The sequence below is a fragment of the Novosphingobium sp. ST904 genome (assembly GCF_001298105.1).
In the GTDB taxonomy this organism is placed as follows: Bacteria; Pseudomonadota; Alphaproteobacteria; order Sphingomonadales; family Sphingomonadaceae; genus Novosphingobium.
Genome location: NZ_LGJH01000161.1, coordinates 113939 through 131791, shown reverse-complemented (window position 1 = coordinate 131791; position 17853 = coordinate 113939). Strand labels below are relative to the sequence as shown.

Here is a 17853-nt window from a genome sequence, read left to right as displayed (position 1 = left end):
GGTTCCGGCGGGCCTTTTTGCTAACTTTCCGCTCGGTTCAGCGCAGCGAAACCACGTTGTCCGACACGCGCGGGTCCTTGCGCTCGCCGGTGTAGAGGCTCGCCATCGGCTCGTCCGTGGCAACCAGCACCTCGCCGGTGCCGAAGCCGTTGAACGCCGTGCGCATGGCCGCGCCGTAGGCGCCGAGCATGCCCACCTCGATCCAGTCACCCGCCTTGATATCGGCCGGGAGCATGAACGGGCCTTCCATGAAGTCGGCATCGTCGCAGGTCGGACCGTAGAACGCGAATTCCTGGAGGTCCTCCGAACGCTCGCCGCCAACGGCGGTCTCGCGCGAGATGCACTTCACGGGGAAGCGCCAGGCAACGTGCGCCGCATCGTAGAGCGCGCCATAGGCACCCTCGTTGATGTAGAGTTCGTCACCGCGACGCTTCTCGACCTTGACGATCATCGAGCTGTACTCGGCCGAAAGCGCACGGCCGGGTTCGCACCACAGTTCCGCGTTGTAGGCGATCGGCAGGGCTTCGAAGTGACGGTGGATCACCTGGAAATAGTCTTCCAGCGGCGGCGGCTCCATGCCCGGATAGACCGAGGGGAACCCGCCACCGACGTCGATCATGTCGATGACGACACCGGCGTCGGCGATTGCCGCACGCGCACGCTCCAGCGCCTGGACATAGGCGAAGGGCGTCATCGCCTGCGAACCGACGTGGAAGCATACGCCCAGCCAGTCGGCAACCTGACGGGTGGCCTGAAGCAGTTCGCCGGCATCAGCCAGATCGATGCCGAACTTCGAGGCCAGGCTCAGTTCCGAATATTCGGAAGAGACGCGCAGGCGCACGCAGAGACGCAGGTCGGCGGCGCGATTGCCGTCGGCGTCAGTGGTCGCTTCGAGGATCTTCTCGACTTCCTCGATCGTGTCGAGGCTGAAGGTCCGCACGCCATGTTCGAAATAGGCTTCGCGGATGGCGCTGGCGGTCTTAACCGGGTGCATGAAGCACAGGGTCGCGTCCGGCACGGCCGCGCGGGTCATGCGAACTTCGCCGATCGATGCGACGTCGTAATGCGTGATGCCGTTCGCCCAGAGAATCTTGATGAGATCGGGCGACGGGTTGGCCTTCACCGCATAGAGCGACTTGCCCGGAAACTTCGTGGCGAAGAAACGGGCCGCGCGCGCAGCAGCGTGCGGGCGGTTCAGGATAACGGGTTCGTCGGGCGCGAGAGCGCGCGCTACAGCCGGTGCGTCAAGAAATTCGAGCAACTCAAGGGACCCCCAAACGGAATTGTTAACAACAAGAGCTGCCTTGCGGTTTGGAAGTCCCCATGGGGCAGCGAGGGGCGGGATATAGGGCTCCCAAGCTGAATCGCAAGTGAAAAAAGTCCCCTTTCACGGAAACGTCACATAAGGGGATAGCGCGAAGATCCATGCCGCCTCTCCGTTTCATTTTATTGTCTTTTTACAGACATTTACCTGAAAATCACCACCCCGGACTTCCGTCACGAACGGAATGCCCGAAAGGCGCGTTTCACGGTTACAATGCAAACGGCACGGGTTCGGTTCTCTCGAGTCGATCTATCGGAGCCCGAACGGGGCAATCGCGGGACGGATCGAGCCGTTTTTCATGGATTCGGCGGAGCGGGAACAAAGGAAAGGAGCGCCCCCCAAGGCGGACCGCTCCTTTCGCAATGACGAGTTGGCCTGCCTGCGCTCAGCTCAGACGGCCGCGGAAATCCTCGTAATCGAAGCGGCGGGTGCATTCGAGCAGGTCTGTTTCGGAATCCCACAGCCAGATCGAGGGCAGCGGCACCCCGTTGAAAGTGGTGGTCTTGACCATCGAGTAATGCGCCTGGTCGAGGAAAGCGAAGCGCACGCCCGGTTCCGCCTCGACGGCAGGACATAGTCTCCGATCACATCCCCCGCGAGGCACGAAGGCCCGCCAAGACGTACCGGCTCGCCTTCGCTCTCCGCCCGCTCACCCAGCATGGCCGGGCGATAGGGCGCCTCGATCACGTCGGGCATGTGGCAGGTGGCGGAAACGTCCACCACGGCCACCGGCATGCCGTTATGGCCGATGTCGAGCACGGTTCCCACGAGAATACCGGCATCGAGCGCGACGGCTTCGCCGGGCTCGATATAGACCTCGGCGCCGGTATCTTCCTGAAGATCGATCAGGAATTCCACCAGTTCGTCGCGCTGATAGTCGGACCGGGTGATGTGGTGGCCACCCCCGAGGTTGATCCACTTGAACTGGCCGAAGAACGGTTCGAGGTAATCGAACGCCTTGTCCCAGGTGCGGCGCAGCGGCTCGAAATCCTGCTCGCACAAGGTGTGCATATGGATGCCGTCAATCATCTCGACATGCTCTTCGGTGAGCTGGTTGATCGGGAAGCCAAGGCGCGAGTGCGGCGCGCAAGGATCGTAGCGCGGAACCTCGCCTTCGGCATGCATCGGATTGACGCGCAGGCCGATGTCGAAGTCCTCGCCCCGCGCGCGGGCGTTCTCGATCTGCGCCCAGAAACGCTCGATCTGCATCGGCGAATTGAAGATCACATGATCCGACAGGCGCAGGATCTCGTCGAGATCCTGCTCCTTGTAGGCCGCGCAATAGGTCGCGATCTCGCCGTCGTAGAATTCCGAGGCAAGCCGCGCTTCCCACAGGCCCGAAGTGCAGACGCCGTCGAGGTATTCGCCGACGATCGGCGCGGTGGACCACATCGAGAAGGCCTTGAGCGCGGAGAGCACCTTGGCGCCCGAACGCTCGCCGATGTCGGCCAGCACGCGCAGGTTCTCGCGCAGCTTGGCGGCATCCACCACGAAGCTGGGACTGTCGACTCGCGACAGATCGAAGTGAGCGAAGGCTCCCGGATCGCCGGCGCGGGTTTCCATGTTCGGTTCAATCCCTTTCGGTGGGCTCGCACATCATCGGCTGAGCCAAATTTCCAACCAGATGGCCTTCGCGGCTGCCAGCTTCAAGGATGCCTCAGGCAAACGGACCCTTGAAGATGAACCATGCCCCCGCGCCGACCAGAGCGAAACCGACGATCTCGTTGAGTCCCGGCTTCTGCCCGAACAGCAGCCATGCCACCAGCACGAAGGCCGTGAGCGACATCGCCTCCTGAAGCACCTTGAGCTGCCCCAGAGAGTAGACCTGGCTGCCGATCCGGTTGGCCGGCACGGCAAGGCAATATTCGAAGAATGCGATGCCCCAGCTCATGGCAATCGCCAGCCACAGCGCCTTGCCGGGCATCTTGAGATGCAGGTACCACGCCGTGTTCATGAACAGATTGGATCCCGCGAGCATGGCCACGGGGGCAACGAAGGTCCAGTTCACGAACCCGCTCAGTCGATGCAGATCGCATTGACGGCCTTGCCGCCCTTGATCTCCGCATGGCAGCCGAACAGCCGATCGTCCGCCTGGCAGGTGCCGCTGGCCGAGGCATCGGCAGAAGCGGCACCGGCACTGCCGATGCACTTGCCCTGGCACTGCGAGGAATCGGTGCACTGCTTCCCGGCATCGGCAAAAGCATGGACACATTGTTCCATGCCCAGCCGTCCCCGGCGCTGCACGCTGCCGCCCGAACCTTCGCAGGCCGTGCGGTCGGCAGCGCTCATGTCACGGGAATAGCCCGGCCCGGCCTCGCCGTTTCCGGCAGGTTGAGCGGGCTGCTGCGGACCGCCCTGCGGCACGCAACCGGCCAGCGCGAGAGCGCCGGCCGCAGCGACGAGAACGGTCCGCAGCATCGTCATCAGAAGGCCAGAGGTCCGTCGAGTTCCTCGACCGTCCAGGGCAGGCCATGCTGGTTGAGCATGTCCATGTAGGGGTCGGGATCGAACTGCTCCATGTTGAACACGCCCGCACCGCTCCACTTGCCGGTAACCAGCATGGCGGCGCCGATCATCGCCGGAACGCCGGTGGTGTAGCTGACGGCCTGGTTGCCGGTTTCGGCATAGGCATCTTCGTGGTCGCAGATGTTCTTGATGTAGAACGTCTTCTCGCCCGAATCGTCAAGCGCTTCGCCGGTCGCGATATCGCCGATGTTGGTCTTGCCCTTGGTGGTCGAACCGAGCGAGCTGGGCTCGGGCAGCACGGCCTTGAGGAACTGGAGCGGAATGATTTCCACGCCGTTGTAGATCACCGGGTCGATCCGGGTCATGCCGACGTTCTGCAGCACGGTGAGGTGCTTGATGTACTCGTCGCCGAAGGTCATCCAGAAGCGCGCGCGCTCCATCTCGGGGATGAACTTCGCAAGGCTTTCGAGTTCCTCGTGGTACATCATGTACATGTTCTTCGGGCCGACGGCCTCGAAGTCGAAGCTCTGCTTCACGCCCATCGCCGGGGTTTCGACGAACTGGCCGTTTTCCCAGTGGCGGGCCGGCGCGGTCACTTCGCGGATGTTGATTTCCGGGTTGAAGTTGGTCGCGAAGGCCTGGCCATGATCGCCGCCGTTGCAGTCGAGAATGTCGAGCGTGCGGATAGTCTTGAGCTTGTGCTTCTTCAGCCACATGGCGAAGACCGAGGTGACGCCCGGATCGAAGCCCGAGCCGAGCAGCGCGGTCAGGCCCGCTTCCTTGAAGCGCTCCTGATAGGCCCACTGCCAGTGATACTCGAACTTGGCCACGTCCTTGGGCTCGTAGTTCGCGGTGTCCATGTAGTTCACGCCGGTTGCCAGGCACGCATCCATGATCGCGAGATCCTGGTAGGGCAGCGCGAGATTGACGACGAGCTTCGGCCCGATCGAGCGGATCAGCTCGCTGGTTGCCGCCACGTCATCGGCGTCGATCGCATAAGTGCTGATCGAGACGCCGGTGCGCTCCTTCACCGATTCGGCAATCGCCTCGCACTTGGAAACCGTGCGGCTGGCGAGGTGGATGTCCGAGAAGATGTCGGGATTCATCGCCATCTTGTGGACCGCGACCGAACCGACGCCGCCTGCGCCGATCACCAGAACCTTGCTCACCAATTTGTCTCCTTAACGCGATGCTCGCGAACAGCCGCATATAGAGGCCCTGTGTGACAACTCAACTCTTCGAGTTTCGTTGATTCGTTTGTCCGACCTGTCGGTTGGGCAAGACGGCCATCCGGCCGTTTTGTGCGGCACCGGCCCACGCCCGTCCCGGATGTGACGAGCGCACCCAACGAAAACTGTCACAATCCGCCATCGTCCCGTCATCGCGCGGTCACCCGGCGGGGGCAATGCGGCGAGCGAACACCTTTCCCTCGCGGCCAAGGAATATCCGATGCCTCCTGCCCAGCACCCTCACGCGAGGCCTGCGTCCGACCTCATCGGCAAGGCCGTCGTCCGCCCCGAATCGAACCGTGCCGCCCGCCTGCTCGACAAGGCCTTTGCGCTCGCGTTCAAGGGCCTCGTCTACGCGCAGATCTGGGAAGATCCGGTTGCCGATATGGAGGCGCTGCAGATCGGGCCGGAGAGCCGGATCATCACCATCTCCAGCGGCAGCTGCAACGCGCTGTCCTACCTGACCGCCGATCCCGCCGCGATCACCAGCGTCGATCTCAACACCGCGCATATCGCTCTTGGCCGCCTCAAGATCGCCGCGATCCGCAAGCTGACCGACTATGCGGACTTGCGCCGCTTCATTGCCGAGGCCGATCATCCCGGCAATGTCGCGACATATCGGGACCGCCTTGCCCCGCACCTCGACGAAGCCACCCGCCGGTACTGGGAAGGCCGCGATCTGGTGGGTCGCCGCCGCATCCGCGGCTTTGCGCGCGGTATCTACAAGCAGGGCCTGCTCGGCCACTTCATCGGTGCGGCACATGTCCTCGCCAAGCTCTACAAGATCGACCCCAGCGAAATCCTCGGCGCCGAGACGCTGGAGGAACAGCGCCGCGTGTTTGACGAACGGCTGGCGCCGATCTTCGAGCGCAAGCTGGTTCGCTGGCTGACCGACCAGCCCGCCTCGCTTTTCGGCCTCGGCATTCCGCCTGCCCAGTACGACGCGCTGGCAGGCGGCAACCGCATGGCCGATGTGCTGCGCGCACGGCTGGAGAAGCTGGCCTGCCACTTCCCCCTCAACGACAACTACTTCGCCTGGCAGGCTTTCGGGCGCGGCTACGGACGCGAGCCCAAGGCCCCGCTGCCGCCCTATCTTCAGGAAGCCAATGTTCCCTTGGTACGCGAGCGGCTTGGCCGCCTCACCTTGCGCCATGCGAACTTCACGCAGGTTCTGAAAGAAAGCGCCGAAGCCTCGCTCGACCGCTACATCCTGCTCGATGCACAGGACTGGATGAGCGACGCGCAGCTCACCGAACTCTGGAGCGAGATCACCCGCACCGCGCGCGCCGGTTCGCGCGTGCTGTTCCGCACTGCCGCCGAGCCCACCCTGCTGCCGGGCCGCGTGCCGGAAGAAATCCTTTCCCGCTGGGACTACCGCGAAGAGGAATCCCGAGCGGCCACGCGGGGGGATCGCTCCTCCATCTATGGCGGCGTCCACCTCTACGTCCTGCGCTGAGGCATCCGCGATGACGGGAAGCGCCACCTCGCAGGACCATGCCGCGCTGATGGACAAGGTCTATCGGGGCCAGCGCCACATCTATGACCTCACCCGGAAATACTACCTGTTCGGCCGGGACCGGCTGATCCGTGAACTGGGCGCGGAACCCGGCATGAGCGTGCTCGAAGCAGGCTGCGGCACCGGCCGCAATCTGGAACGGGTCGCCCGTGCCTGGCCCGGCGCTGCCTGCCACGGCTTCGACATTTCCGGCGAGATGCTGAAATCCGCCCGCGCGCGGCTGGGGCCCGACGTGCAACTGGCGCTCGGCGACGCCACACGATTCGAGCCGCGTGACCTGTTCGGCCGCACCGGCTTCGACCGGATCATCCTGTCCTACACGCTCTCGATGATCCCCGGATGGGAGGCCGCGCTGCGACAGGCGGCACATGCGCTGGCACCCGGCGGCGTGCTCCATGCCGTCGACTTCGGCGACCTTTCCGGCCTGCCCGCCCCTCTGCGCGGAGCCCTGCGCGCGTGGCTGACGAAGTTCCACGTCAGCCCCCGGCTGGACCTGCCGATGGTCGCCGCGCGGATCGCCGGAGAACTGGGGCTGCGGGTTGAGGTGAAGCGCGGGGCCCTGGGCTATTACCAGATGGTGCGCCTCATCCGCTGACGCTATGGCCGGGCGCATGACTCAGGCCCTTCTTCACCGTCCGACCGGCCAAGGCGTTGCCATGGCTGCCCGCAAGATCTCGGAAATCCTGCCAAGAACGCCGCTTCTGCCGCTCGACGTCGATGGCCGCACGATCTGGTGCAAGGCCGAAAGCCTGCAGCCCGTCGGCGCGTTCAAGATTCGCGGCGCCTGGCACCGCCTGACCGCCCTGACCGAAGAGGAACGCGCGCGCGGCGTCGTCGGCGTTTCCAGCGGCAATCATGCGCAGGGGGTCGCCTGGGCCTCACGCAGGCTGGGCATCGAAGCCACCATCGTCATGCCGGTCGACGCGCCGGAAGTGAAACTTGCCAACACCCGCGCTCTGGGCGCCGAGGTCGTGCTCTACGACCGGCCCGGCGGCGAGGACCGTGACGAAGTGGCGGCGCGCCTGTGCGCCGCCCGGGGCGCGACGCTGGTCCACGCCTATGGCGACCCGTGGATCATCGAAGGCCAGGGCAGCACCGGGATCGAGATCGCCGCGCAAATGGCCGAACTTAGTCTCGCGGCGCCGGATCAGGTAGTGGCTCCCTGCGGCGGCGGCGGTCTGACCGCCGGGCTCGCACTCGCCCTGCCGGATGCAGCAGTGATCCCCGTCGAACCCGAAGGTTGGGACGACGTGTGCCGCAGCCTCGAAACCGGAACGATCTGCCGCGTCGGCGCCGATGCCCCGCCCACGCCCTGCGATGCGCTGCAGACGCCCGGAACCTGGCCGATCAACTTCGAGATCCTTCGGGCGCGCTGCCCGTTCGGCCTCGTCGTCACCCCCGCCGAAATCCGCGCGGCGCAGCGCCTCGCCTTTGCGAAGCTGCGCCTCGTTATCGAACCCGGCGGCGCCGCGGCGCTGGCGGCGGTTCTGGCCGGCAGAACTCCTTCGGCGGAGCGTACTGCCATCGTGCTCTCGGGCGGCAATACCGACGCCCAGGCCTTCGCCAGAGTGCTTTCCGGAGCCGACTGACCCGAAAACCGGCAGGGCCGATCGGTGCATTTTGAAACACTTGCACCGGAAAGCAAATTCTGGACGAATGACGCAACCTGAATTAATCTTGCGCGAAAAGGGGCAAGACACATTCGGGAGAAAACGCGTGAGCACCCGCAGTGAACCATTTTCCGCCATTTCGATGCGCTGGGCCTTCTTTGCGCTCGAAGCCGTTCTGGTCGTGGTCACCCTCGCGGCGCTTACCAACAACCTGCTCGATGCGGACTGGGGCCTGAGCTGGTCGACCTTCTTCGTGGGGATGATCGGAAGCTGCTGGGCGCTGGTGATCTACCAGCTGGTGTCCGCGCATGTATGCGGGCGCAATACGGATTCCTGACGCCCCTTCGCGTCGGCCCCCGGTCCTGCTAGGGCGAGGCCATGGATTTCGACGACCAGCTTCGCCGCTACTTCGGCACCGACGACCTTTCGACGATCGCTCCCAGCACGCTGGAAACCGGGATTGACCGGATGCGCGTCGATCTTGGCATGGAGAAGGACCGCAGCCGCCGTTTCGCGCTGTGGTCGCTGCTCTATCTGTTCAATGCCTCGCCTGACCTCGACGTCGCCTTCGACAACGAGGAAGACCGCAACGCCGCGCGGGACTTCATGGACATGATGGCCAAGGCCCAGGGAGAGTAAGGAAGGGGGCGAGGCAGGGAGCCCCCTGCCCCGCCACCATGCGGACGGGCTATCTTTCGAAATAGCTCGCCAGTTCGACGTGGGTGGACCAGCGGAACTGGCCGACCGGACGCAGTTCGACCAGCCGGAACCCCGCCTCCACCAGCCGCGCGGCATCGCGGGACCAGCTCGACGGGTTGCACGAGATATAGACCACCCGGTTCACCGTGGAATCGGCGATGCAATCCACCTGCTCGCGCGCACCGGCGCGGGGCGGATCGAGCAGCACGGCGTCGAACTTGCTCAGTTCATCGGGCTGGAGCGGATTGCGGAACAAGTCGCGGTGAGCGGAGAACACCGGCAATTGCGCCCGGTCCGCCGCGGTCTTGCAGGCGAGATGTGCATCGCGTGCAGCCTCTGCGGCCAGCACCTTGGTCTGCGGCCCGGCCAGCGCCAGCGCAAAGGTGCCCAGCCCCGAAAACAGGTCCGCAACCGTCGCAGCACCCTCGAGCCAGCCGCGCGCGGCTTCGACCAGGGCCTGTTCGCCGTCGAGCGTGGCCTGAAGGAACGATCCCGGCGGGAACGGGACCTTGACGGGGCCGAGGCTCACCGTCACCGGTTCCGGCTCCCACACCGTCTCGAAGCCGTAGCCGCCGTCCATGGTGAGGCGGGCGAGACCGTACTGGCGCGAGAAATCGAGCATCGATTCGGTCGCCGAGAGCCCTTCGGCGGTGAGCCCCTTGACGCCAAGATCGACGCCCTGGTCCGTCAGCGTCATCTCGATATCGGCGGCCATGCGCGCCTGCTGGTGCTTCGCGGGCTTGCCGGGCCTGCCGCCCTTCTTGGCGGGCGCCGCCTTGCCCATCATGATGAGCAGCTTGCGCAGCGGGCCGAGGATCGCGAACAGTTCCGGCGCCATGACCGGACATTCTTCCAGCTCCACCAGTCGGTGCGACTTGGCCTCGCGGAAGCCGATGACCACGCGCCCGCCCGAGCTTTCCGCCCTCAACGACACACGGCGGCGCGCGCCCGGCGGGGACAGGTAGGGCGGCGAGATCGCTTCCGCTCCCAATTCCTGCGAGGCAGAGGCATTGGCCACGCGCGATCCCACGAAGTGTTCGAGGCTTTCCTCGTCGAGCTGTTGAAGCTGGCAGCCGCCGCAACGGCCGAAATGCTGGCAGGCGGGCTGCACATGATGCGGCCCCCATTCGAGCGTGCCGTCCTCGTGCAGGAGGTCGCCCGGTGCAGCGCCCCAGGCGAAGCGGCCGGATTCGGTAACGCCATCGCCCTTGGAGGCGATGCGCAGGATTTCTTCTGTTCCAGTAGTCACAGGCAGGCCGCTAGCGCAGCCGGGACCATTTGTCCAAGCTGACCGGCAGTAAAGGCAGGCGAAGCGCGCCGCGCCGCCTCTCCATGAAGCCACACGCCCTCGCAGGCGGCCGCGAAAGCTTCGGTTCCGGCAGCAAGGCGGCTGGCGATGCACCCGGCCAGCACGTCACCCGTTCCCGCAGTCGAAAGCCAGGAACTGGCACGGGGGGCGCAGGCGACCCGGCCGTCCGGCGCGGCGATCACGGTGTCAGGGCCCTTGGCCACCACGACCATGCCCCCTGCCCTCGCCAGCGCCAGCGCGCGGCCGGGCTTGCTTCCGCTTCCCTCGCAGCCGAACGCCCGTTCAAGAGCCAGCAGTTCGCCTTCGTGCGGCGTCGCCACTGTGGCGGCCTTGCGCTCGGCAAGCAGGCGCGGCGTCAGCAGGACCAGCGCATCGGCATCGATCACGGCAGGAACCGGATCGGCCAGGGCAATGGCGAGCCGCTCCCGCGCCAGACTGTCACGCCCCAGCCCCGGCCCTACCAGAACGGCGGTATTGCGGTCATCCACGAGCACATCGACCAGCTTGCCCTGATCGACCACGAGGTCCGCAGGGACGTTACGCTTGCTATCCGCGAAGAGTTTGACGTAGCCCGCCCCGGCGGCCTGCGCGGCAAGGCTGGCCAGCACCGCTGCGCCGGGCATCGCCCCGCCGACAACCGCAAGAAGCCCGCGCCGGTACTTGTGCGCGTCGGCCGCCGGTGCCGCGAGGCGAGGCTTGGCCACGGCCGATGCAGCCCCTTCCACCGGCGCGACGCCGATCGGCACCAGGCGCAGCGCGCCCATGGCGGCAGCGGACGGCATCAGGAAATGCGCGTATTTCCAAGCGCCCAGCGCGATCGTGAGGTCATAGCCCGGGAGCGACGGATTCAGCGCCATGCCGGTATCGGATTGCACGCCGCTCGGCAGGTCCACGGCCACCCGGTGATGATGTGCATTCGCCAGCCGCGTGAGTAGCGCCAGGTCGCCTGCCGAAAGCGGACGGGTCAGCCCGCTGCCATAGAGGCAATCGACGAAGACATCGCCCTCGGCAGGTGTCTCCGGCCCAGACACCGCGCCCTGATAAAGCTTTCGCGCATTGACCGCCGCCGCGCTCTTCGGATCGGCGCCGGCAACGACAGTGACATGGCCGCCACGCTCGCGAATGGCCTCGGCCAGAACGTAACCGTCACCGCCGTTGTTGCCCGGGCCGCAGAGCACAGTGACCTTGCGCCCCGCGCAGATCCGCCAGATCCATTCCGCCGCGCCCCGCCCCGCGATCTGCATCAGCGCATCGACCGACGACCCTGCTGCGATCAGTGCCTCTTCCGCCCGCCGCATCTGCGCAACGGTGAGAATCTGGTCAGCGTGAAGGCTCTGGATTTGCGGCATGGGGCTTCCTCGTCACCGGGAACAGGTAGCGGTCCGCCCCGACGCTGACGTCGAGCCGTTCACCTTCCAGCCTTGTTACCGCCACTTGCGCCCCATCGGCAACCGCAAGGCCGCTGCCGTCCGTCATGACGGTGAAACGCCGGAAGGCGCCGTCGGGGTGGTGGACCACGAGAACGAGCATTCCACCTTCTTCCGACCGCTCGACCGCGCAAACCGGTTTCAGTTCGGCGGAACCGCCCACGGCGCAGGAGACAGCCGCGCCGCCTTCGGCGACATTCGGCGCCTCGTGCCGCGACGAGCAGGCGGCAAGTGCGAGGATGAAGACGAAACCGGGAAGCGAGCGTGCCATGCCGCCGGCTAAAAGGACTTTCCCGTCGACATCAAGCCTCTGCACGGCGCAGCCCGAGAATGGGACACTTAACGCGGCCCGCGCGTGATGTTACGCTGGGGCATAATCTACCGAGGGAGAGCACTATGCCGCTGATCGAACGCGCAGCAAGGGCGCTGGCGAAGGCTGAACACGGAACGGATGACTGGAATGGCCTTACCGCGAAAGATCGCGAGCAGTTCAAGGCGACCGCGCGGGAAGTGGTAAAGGCGCTGCGGGTTCCCACGCCGGGCATGTGCCTTGCCGGCGAACATCTGCTCAAGAAGGATCGTGGCCTTACCGTCAACGTCGCCGACGTTCACGATGCATGGCAGAACATGGTTGACGAGGCTGTCCGCCTCTCCCCTGTCAGCGACGGTTAACCGGCGCAGTTCCCCAGCCTCAGTTCCCCCGCCTTTCATCGCGAGCAATCCGGAGCGGCGCATGACCGGATCCGGATCGCGTTGCCATGCTTGCAGTGACGATAAGGAGCGGACCGTCCGAGGATGCGGCCGGAAGCGCCACGCACCCTCGGCCGGCTTCCTCGAACCTTACTTCCGCTTGAGCTGGGTCACGTCGCGCACGGCACCACGGGCAGCGCTGGTCGTCATCGCGGCATAGGCCTGGAGCGCGGCCGAGACCTTGCGAGGACGCGGATGGACCGGCGACCATGCGTCGGCTCCGCGCGCTTCCTGCTGGGCCCGGCGATGGGCCAGAACCTCGTCCGAGACCGCGAGGTGAATGGTGCGACCGGGGATATCGATCTCGATGGTGTCGCCGTTCTCGACGAGGCCGATGGCGCCGCCTTCCGCCGCTTCCGGCGAGGCATGTCCGATCGAGAGACCGGAAGTGCCGCCCGAGAAACGACCGTCGGTCAGCAGCGCGCAGGCTTTGCCGAGGCCCTTCGACTTCAGGTAGCTGGTCGGGTAGAGCATTTCCTGCATGCCCGGCCCCCCGCGCGGTCCTTCGTAGCGGATCACCACGACATCGCCCGCAGCCACCTGTCCGCCGAGAATGCCCGCAACGGCGGCATCCTGCGATTCGTAGACGCGCGCAGTGCCGGTGAACTTGAGGATGCTGTCATCCACGCCCGCCGTCTTCACGATGCAACCGTCAGCAGCGATATTGCCGTAGAGCACCGCAAGGCCGCCGTCCTGGCTGAAGGCATGTTCCTTCGAACGGATGACGCCGTGCTCACGGTCAAGGTCGAGGTCGTCCCAGCGGCGGCTCTGGCTGAACGCGGTCTGGGTCGGCACGCCGCCCGGCGCGGCCTTGAAGAACTCCTGCACCGAAGGCGAATTGGTGCGCGAGATATCCCAGTGGTTGAGCGCGTCGCCCAGCGACTTGCTATGCACCGTCGGCAGGTCAGAGTTGAGCAGGCCGGCGCGGTCGAGCTGGCCGAGGATCGCCATGATGCCGCCGGCGCGGTGGACGTCTTCCATGTGGACGTCGTTCTTGGCCGGCGCGACCTTGGAAAGGCACGGCACCTTGCGGCTGAGACGGTCGATGTCCTCCATCGTGAAGTCCACGCCCGCTTCCACGGCAGCCGCCAGCAGGTGAAGCACGGTATTGGTCGATCCGCCCATGGCGATATCGAGGCTCATGGCGTTTTCGAAAGCGCGAAGCTGGCGATGTTGCGCGGCAGCGCGGATTCGTCTTCCTGCTCGTAATAGCGGCGGCACAGGTCCACGACGAGACGGCCTGCTTCGAGGAACAGTCGCTGACGGTCGGAGTGAGTCGCCAGCGTCGAGCCGTTACCCGGCAGCGACAGGCCCAGCGCTTCGGTCAGGCAGTTCATCGAGTTTGCAGTGAACATGCCCGAGCACGAACCGCACGTGGGGCAGGCCGAACGCTCGATCGCCTTCACTTCCTCGTCGGTGTAGCTCTCGTCGGCGGCGGCGACCATGGCATCGACCAGATCGAGCGCCTGCTCCTTGCCGCGCAGCACGACCTTGCCCGCTTCCATCGGCCCGCCCGAAACGAACACGACCGGGATGTTGATGCGCAGCGCGGCCATCAGCATCCCCGGCGTGATCTTGTCGCAGTTGGAGATGCAGACCATGGCGTCGGCGCAGTGGGCGTTGACCATGTATTCCACGCTGTCGGCGATCAGGTCGCGGCTGGGCAGCGAATAGAGCATGCCGTCATGGCCCATCGCGATGCCGTCATCGACCGCGATGGTGTTGAATTCCTTGGCGACGCCGCCCGCAGCCTCGATCTCGCGGGCAACCATCTGACCCAGGTCCTTCAGGTGGACGTGGCCGGGCACGAACTGCGTGAACGAGTTCACCACCGCGATGATCGGCTTGCCGAAGTCCGCATCCTTCATGCCCGTCGCGCGCCAGAGGCCACGCGCGCCCGCCATGTTGCGGCCATGGGTGGAAGTGCGGGAACGATAGGCGGGCATTGTGCGAACTCCGGGATACAGGGGCGCGACTATACGCCCTTTGCGCCGGCCCCTACACTGCGAACTGCGCCGCAGCAATGGGGAGTGAGACATTTTCTTTCGCAAACGCCATAAAGATTGTTTTATTGGTTCAAGGGTCAAGCAGGTTTTCGAATTTCACCCTGCCCTATGCCGCCCCCTCACAGCCGTTCGACAACGCCTGCGCAAAGCCGCGTCATCCGCTCGGCCCAGAGCGCCTGCCCGGCCTCGTCCGCAATCTGGTCCTGCCGGATCTCGATGCTGAGGTAGGGCCGCCCATGCGCCTCGGCATGGCGGTTCATGGAGGCGTTCAGTATCCGTCCCGAGTAGGGCTCCTGATCGCCCACCGTCAGGCCTTCCGCCTCCAGCAGCGCAATGGCGATGCGCGCCGCGCGGTCATCCTGGTTGTAGAGAATGCCGATCTCCCAGGGCCGCGGCTTGTCGCACGTTGCCAGGCCCGGCGTGAAACTGTGAAGCGAAACGATCAGTGCAGGCTCGGCAGATTCCAGCATTTCTTCGAGAGCGGTGTGATAAGGGGCAAAGTATTCCGCCACGCGTGCGGCGCGGCCATCGTCACCGATCATGTTGCCGGGGATCGCGTAGCCGTCCGAAACGACCGGGAACATGCCGGGCATCCCGATATCGCGGTTCAGATCGCAGACGAGGCGGCTGATCCCGGCAAGCCATGCCGAAGTGCCCGCCCCCGTCATCCTCTCCGCCACGGCGGCGACGCCGATGTCGATGGCGATGTGCTGGTTCATCAGATCCGCGGGAATGCCGAGGTCGATTCCGTCAGGCACATGGTTCGAGGCATGGTCGGCGATGACGACGATGCCGCCTTCCACGGGTTTGCCGAGCAACTTGTAGAGTTCGGTTTTCATCGCAGGGGCTTTCAACGCAATTTCCCGGATAGTTGCCACCAGTCGGGGTGTTCCGCCGCGATGCTTGCGGCAGCATCGCTTAAGGCTTCCTGACTCTCATAGAGCGCAAAACACGTTGCGCCGGAGCCTGACATGCGCGCGAGGAACGGCCCGGTATCGCGCAAGGCCGCCAAGACATCGGCGATAACCGGGCAGATGGCGATGGCCGGTCCTTCCAGATCGTTGCGCCCGCCCTGGGCGATCTCGCGCAGGGTTCCGCCCGGCATCGGGCCGCGGTCTACGCCGTCCCACGCCTTGAACACCGGCCCGGTAGGCACCGGCGCGCGGGGATTGACCAGCAGCACCGGGCATCCGGCAAGGTCGTTTTCGGAGACTTCGGCAAGATCGGTGCCGGTGCCGGTGCCGATGCAGGGCCGCGAAAGCACGCAGGCGGGCACGTCGGCGCCCAGCCTTGCGGCGCGCTCATGCCAGTCGTCCGGGAGGCCATGAGCGCGTTCGACCATGCGGAAGATGGCGCCTGCATCGGCGGAGCCCCCGCCCAGCCCTGCCGCGACGGGCAAGCGCTTTTCGAGGTCGACCGACCATCCCTTGCCATGCGGCAGCGCTGTCAGGGCCTTGGCGACGATGTTGCCGAGCGGGTCGTCGATCTTCCCTGCAAACTCGCCGTGCGTGGCAAGGCAATCCACTTCGGCGGGCGCCGCCGCCAGTTCGTCCCCCGCATCGACGAAGGCGAACAGGGTTTCCAGCTCGTGATAGCCATCCTCGCGCCGCCTGCGGACATGGAGGGCGAGGTTGATCTTGGCATAGGCAGTTTCGGTCAGCATCGCTCCGTCCATGGCGCGAGGCGAGCCCAGAGGCAAGGCGAGCGTTGGCCTTCCCACCCCTCGTTGCAAACCGGGGAACCGTCACCCTGAACCCGTTTCAGGGTGACGGGAGAAATCGGCGGCAATCAGATTCCGAACCGGGAAAGGGCGCTGCCCTTCCCTCATTCCGATTACATATTCGGATAGTTCGGGCCGCCGCCGCCTTCAGGGGTGACCCATTCGATGTTCTGGCTCGGATCCTTGATGTCGCAGGTCTTGCAGTGGACGCAGTTCTGCGCGTTGATCTGGAGCTTCATGCCCGAACCGTCCGGATCGACGAATTCGTAGACGCCCGCCGGGCAATAGCGCGCCTCTGGCCCCGCATAGAGCGGCAGGTTGATGCGCGTGGGGACCGTCGGATCGGTCAGCTTCAGGTGGACCGGCTGGTCTTCCTCGTGATTGGTGAAGGAGTAGGACACGCTGGTCAGGCGGTCGAAACTGATGACACCGTCCGGCTTGGGATATGCGACCGGCTTGTAGAGATCGGCGCGCTGGAGTGTCGAGGCATCGGTGTGATGCTTCATCGGCCTGGCCAGCCCGAAGCCGAACAGCGTGCGCAGCCACATGTCCGCGCCCGCCAGCACCGTGCCGATCTCGCCGCCCCACTTGGCGACCAGCGGCTCCGCGTTCTGGACGAGCTTGAGTTCCTTGGCGATCCAGCTCTCGCGCACGGCGGTGTCGTATTCGCCCAGCGTGTCCTGCTCGCGGCCTGCCTTGATGGCCGCAGCAATCGCCTCGGCAGCCAGCATGCCGCTTTTCATGGCGGTATGCGTGCCCTTGATGCGCGGCACGTTGACGAAGCCGGCCGAACAGCCTGCCAGCACGCCGCCCGGGAAGGCCAGCATCGGCACCGACTGCCAGCCACCCTCGTTGATCGCACGCGCACCGTAGGCGACGCGCTTGCGCCTTCGAGAATCGCCCGGATTTCCGGGTGCTGCTTCCAGCGCTGGAATTCCTCGAACGGGTAGACGTAGGGATTCTTGTAATCCAGCGCGGTAACAAAGCCCAATGCCACCTGGTTGTTCGCCTGGTGGTAGAGGAAGCCGCCGCCCCAGCTATCGGTCTCGCTCATCGGCCAGCCCTGGGTGTGGATCACGCGGCCGGGGACGTGCTTGTCCGCCGGGATATCCCAGAGTTCCTTGATGCCGATGCCATAGATCTGCGGCTGGCAATCGGCCTCCAGATTGTACTTCGCCTTGAGCCGCTTGGTCAGGTGGCCGCGCGCGCCTTCGCAGAACACGGTGTACTTGCCCAGCAGGTTCATGCCCGGCTGGAAATCGCTCTTGGGTTTGCCTTCGCGGTCCACGCCCATGTCGCCGGTCTGCACGCCGATGACGGCGCCATTGTCGTCATGGAGAATCTCGGCGGCGGGGAAGCCGGGGAAGATCTCGATCTCCAGCGCCTCGGCCTGCTCGGCCAGCCAGCGGCAGAGATTGCCTAGAGAGCCGGTGTAGTTGCCATCGTTCGACATGAACGGCGGCATCACCAGATGCGGCAGAGAGAACTTCTTCTTTTTCGTGAGATGCCAGTGCCAGTTGTCGGTCACGGGCGTTTCCGCCAGCGGGCAGCCGTCCTCGCGCCAGGTCGGCAGCAGTTCGTCAAGCGCCTTGGGATCGATCGTCGCGCCCGAAAGGATGTGCGCGCCGATCTCCGAGCCCTTTTCGAGCACGCAGACCGAAAGCTCAGGATCGACCTGCTTCAGCCGGATCGCCGTCGCCAGTCCTGCGGGCCCACCGCCCACGATGACGACGTCATACGGCATCTCTTCGCGTTCAATCATTGCGTCCACGCAGCAAGCCCCTAGTTTAGTCGCTC

15 protein-coding genes and 3 pseudogenes are annotated in these 17853 nt (G+C 65.3%); 6 read left to right on the top strand and 12 right to left on the bottom strand.

The genetic code is table 11. The annotated features are described in order from the left end of the window. Positions 1-37: 37 nt before the first annotated feature. The 5 genes and pseudogenes from ADT71_RS23665 to ADT71_RS23645 form a co-directional block, all read right to left on the bottom strand. Entirely contained in the window at positions 38-1261 is a 1224-nt protein-coding gene (locus tag ADT71_RS23665) for a type III PLP-dependent enzyme (protein WP_054440844.1), read from the bottom strand. 448 nt (positions 1262-1709) lie between these two features. Further along, positions 1710-2887: pseudogene (locus tag ADT71_RS23660) on the bottom strand (carboxynorspermidine decarboxylase). 94 nt (positions 2888-2981) lie between these two features. Beyond that, complete coding sequence (locus ADT71_RS23655) at positions 2982-3332, bottom strand: DMT family protein (protein ID WP_054440842.1); 351 nt, start codon at positions 3330-3332, stop codon at positions 2982-2984. A gap of 8 nt (positions 3333-3340) precedes the next feature. Further along, a complete protein-coding gene (locus ADT71_RS23650; RefSeq protein WP_054440839.1) occupies positions 3341-3748 on the bottom strand; it encodes a hypothetical protein in 408 nt (135 codons plus the stop codon). Further along, positions 3748-4959, bottom strand: coding sequence for a saccharopine dehydrogenase family protein (locus ADT71_RS23645; RefSeq protein WP_054440837.1), 1212 nt, complete (start codon positions 4957-4959; stop codon positions 3748-3750). Before ADT71_RS23645 ends, ADT71_RS23650 begins: the two co-directional genes overlap by 1 nt. A 280-nt stretch (positions 4960-5239) precedes the next feature. On the opposite strand from ADT71_RS23645, the gene ADT71_RS23640 reads away from it, so the two are divergent. The 5 genes from ADT71_RS23640 to ADT71_RS23620 all read left to right on the top strand — a co-directional run bounded on the left by ADT71_RS23640 (position 5240) and on the right by ADT71_RS23620 (position 8784). Next, positions 5240-6475 carry a DUF3419 family protein gene (locus ADT71_RS23640; RefSeq protein ID WP_054440836.1) on the top strand — a complete coding sequence of 412 codons (1236 nt, stop codon included), beginning with the start codon at positions 5240-5242 and terminating at the stop codon, positions 6473-6475. A 10-nt stretch (positions 6476-6485) separates the two neighbouring features. Beyond that, a complete protein-coding gene (locus tag ADT71_RS23635; protein ID WP_054440834.1) occupies positions 6486-7130 on the top strand; it encodes a class I SAM-dependent methyltransferase in 645 nt (214 codons plus the stop codon). Between the two features lie 16 nt (positions 7131-7146). Next, the gene (locus ADT71_RS23630; protein ID WP_054440908.1) at positions 7147-8124 is read left to right on the top strand and encodes a threonine/serine dehydratase; all 978 of its coding nucleotides are present in this window, start codon (positions 7147-7149) and stop codon (positions 8122-8124) included. A 127-nt stretch (positions 8125-8251) separates the two neighbouring features. Then, complete coding sequence (locus ADT71_RS23625) at positions 8252-8482, top strand: hypothetical protein (RefSeq protein ID WP_132468968.1); 231 nt, start codon at positions 8252-8254, stop codon at positions 8480-8482. Positions 8483-8523: 41 nt separating this feature from the next. Continuing rightward, positions 8524-8784: a hypothetical protein gene (locus ADT71_RS23620; RefSeq protein WP_054440830.1), complete on the top strand. Its 261-nt coding sequence runs from the start codon at positions 8524-8526 to the stop codon at positions 8782-8784. A 49-nt stretch (positions 8785-8833) separates the two neighbouring features. On the opposite strand, the gene ADT71_RS23615 is transcribed toward ADT71_RS23620, so the two are convergent. From ADT71_RS23615 to ADT71_RS23605, 3 genes are read right to left on the bottom strand one after another with little or no spacing between them, the layout of a single operon-like run. Beyond that, the gene (locus ADT71_RS23615; protein WP_054440828.1) at positions 8834-10093 is read right to left on the bottom strand and encodes a class I SAM-dependent RNA methyltransferase; all 1260 of its coding nucleotides are present in this window, start codon (positions 10091-10093) and stop codon (positions 8834-8836) included. Continuing rightward, positions 10090-11502 carry an NAD(P)H-hydrate epimerase gene (locus ADT71_RS23610; RefSeq protein ID WP_054440827.1) on the bottom strand — a complete coding sequence of 471 codons (1413 nt, stop codon included), beginning with the start codon at positions 11500-11502 and terminating at the stop codon, positions 10090-10092. Before ADT71_RS23610 ends, ADT71_RS23615 begins: the two co-directional genes overlap by 4 nt. After that, positions 11474-11851 (bottom strand): hypothetical protein, encoded by a 378-nt coding sequence (locus ADT71_RS23605; protein ID WP_054440825.1) that lies wholly within the window; start codon positions 11849-11851, stop codon positions 11474-11476. Before ADT71_RS23605 ends, ADT71_RS23610 begins: the two co-directional genes overlap by 29 nt. A gap of 125 nt (positions 11852-11976) precedes the next feature. Between ADT71_RS23605 and ADT71_RS23600 the strand changes: the two genes are divergently transcribed. Beyond that, entirely contained in the window at positions 11977-12252 is a 276-nt protein-coding gene (locus ADT71_RS23600; RefSeq protein WP_054440823.1) for a hypothetical protein, read from the top strand. Positions 12253-12420: 168 nt separating this feature from the next. On the opposite strand, the pseudogene ilvD reads toward ADT71_RS23600, so the two are convergent. The 4 genes and pseudogenes from ilvD to ADT71_RS23580 form a co-directional block, all read right to left on the bottom strand. After that, positions 12421-14276 (bottom strand): annotated as a pseudogene (gene ilvD / locus ADT71_RS23595) (dihydroxy-acid dehydratase). A 179-nt stretch (positions 14277-14455) separates the two neighbouring features. Continuing rightward, positions 14456-15175, bottom strand: a complete 720-nt coding sequence (locus tag ADT71_RS23590; protein ID WP_054440821.1) for an N-formylglutamate amidohydrolase — start codon at positions 15173-15175, stop codon at positions 14456-14458. Between the two features lie 11 nt (positions 15176-15186). Continuing rightward, positions 15187-15999: a 4-(cytidine 5'-diphospho)-2-C-methyl-D-erythritol kinase gene (locus ADT71_RS23585; RefSeq protein WP_132468966.1), complete on the bottom strand. Its 813-nt coding sequence runs from the start codon at positions 15997-15999 to the stop codon at positions 15187-15189. A 170-nt stretch (positions 16000-16169) separates the two neighbouring features. Further along, positions 16170-17818, bottom strand: a pseudogene (locus tag ADT71_RS23580) (electron transfer flavoprotein-ubiquinone oxidoreductase). Positions 17819-17853 lie beyond the last annotated feature (35 nt).

Coding starts and splice junctions, on each gene's coding strand:
- ADT71_RS23650 (WP_054440839.1), bottom strand. CDS start 3,748: ATGACGATGCTGCGGACCGTTCTCGTCGCTGCGGCCGGCGCTCTCGCG.
- ADT71_RS23640 (WP_054440836.1), top strand. CDS start 5,240: ATGCCTCCTGCCCAGCACCCTCACGCGAGGCCTGCGTCCGACCTCATC.
- ADT71_RS23635 (WP_054440834.1), top strand. CDS start 6,486: ATGACGGGAAGCGCCACCTCGCAGGACCATGCCGCGCTGATGGACAAG.
- ADT71_RS23630 (WP_054440908.1), top strand. CDS start 7,147: ATGACTCAGGCCCTTCTTCACCGTCCGACCGGCCAAGGCGTTGCCATG.
- ADT71_RS23620 (WP_054440830.1), top strand. CDS start 8,524: ATGGATTTCGACGACCAGCTTCGCCGCTACTTCGGCACCGACGACCTT.
- ADT71_RS23610 (WP_054440827.1), bottom strand. CDS start 11,502: ATGCCGCAAATCCAGAGCCTTCACGCTGACCAGATTCTCACCGTTGCG.
- ADT71_RS23605 (WP_054440825.1), bottom strand. CDS start 11,851: ATGGCACGCTCGCTTCCCGGTTTCGTCTTCATCCTCGCACTTGCCGCC.
- ADT71_RS23600 (WP_054440823.1), top strand. CDS start 11,977: ATGCCGCTGATCGAACGCGCAGCAAGGGCGCTGGCGAAGGCTGAACAC.
- ADT71_RS23590 (WP_054440821.1), bottom strand. CDS start 15,175: ATGAAAACCGAACTCTACAAGTTGCTCGGCAAACCCGTGGAAGGCGGC.
- ADT71_RS23585 (WP_132468966.1), bottom strand. CDS start 15,999: ATGCTGACCGAAACTGCCTATGCCAAGATCAACCTCGCCCTCCATGTC.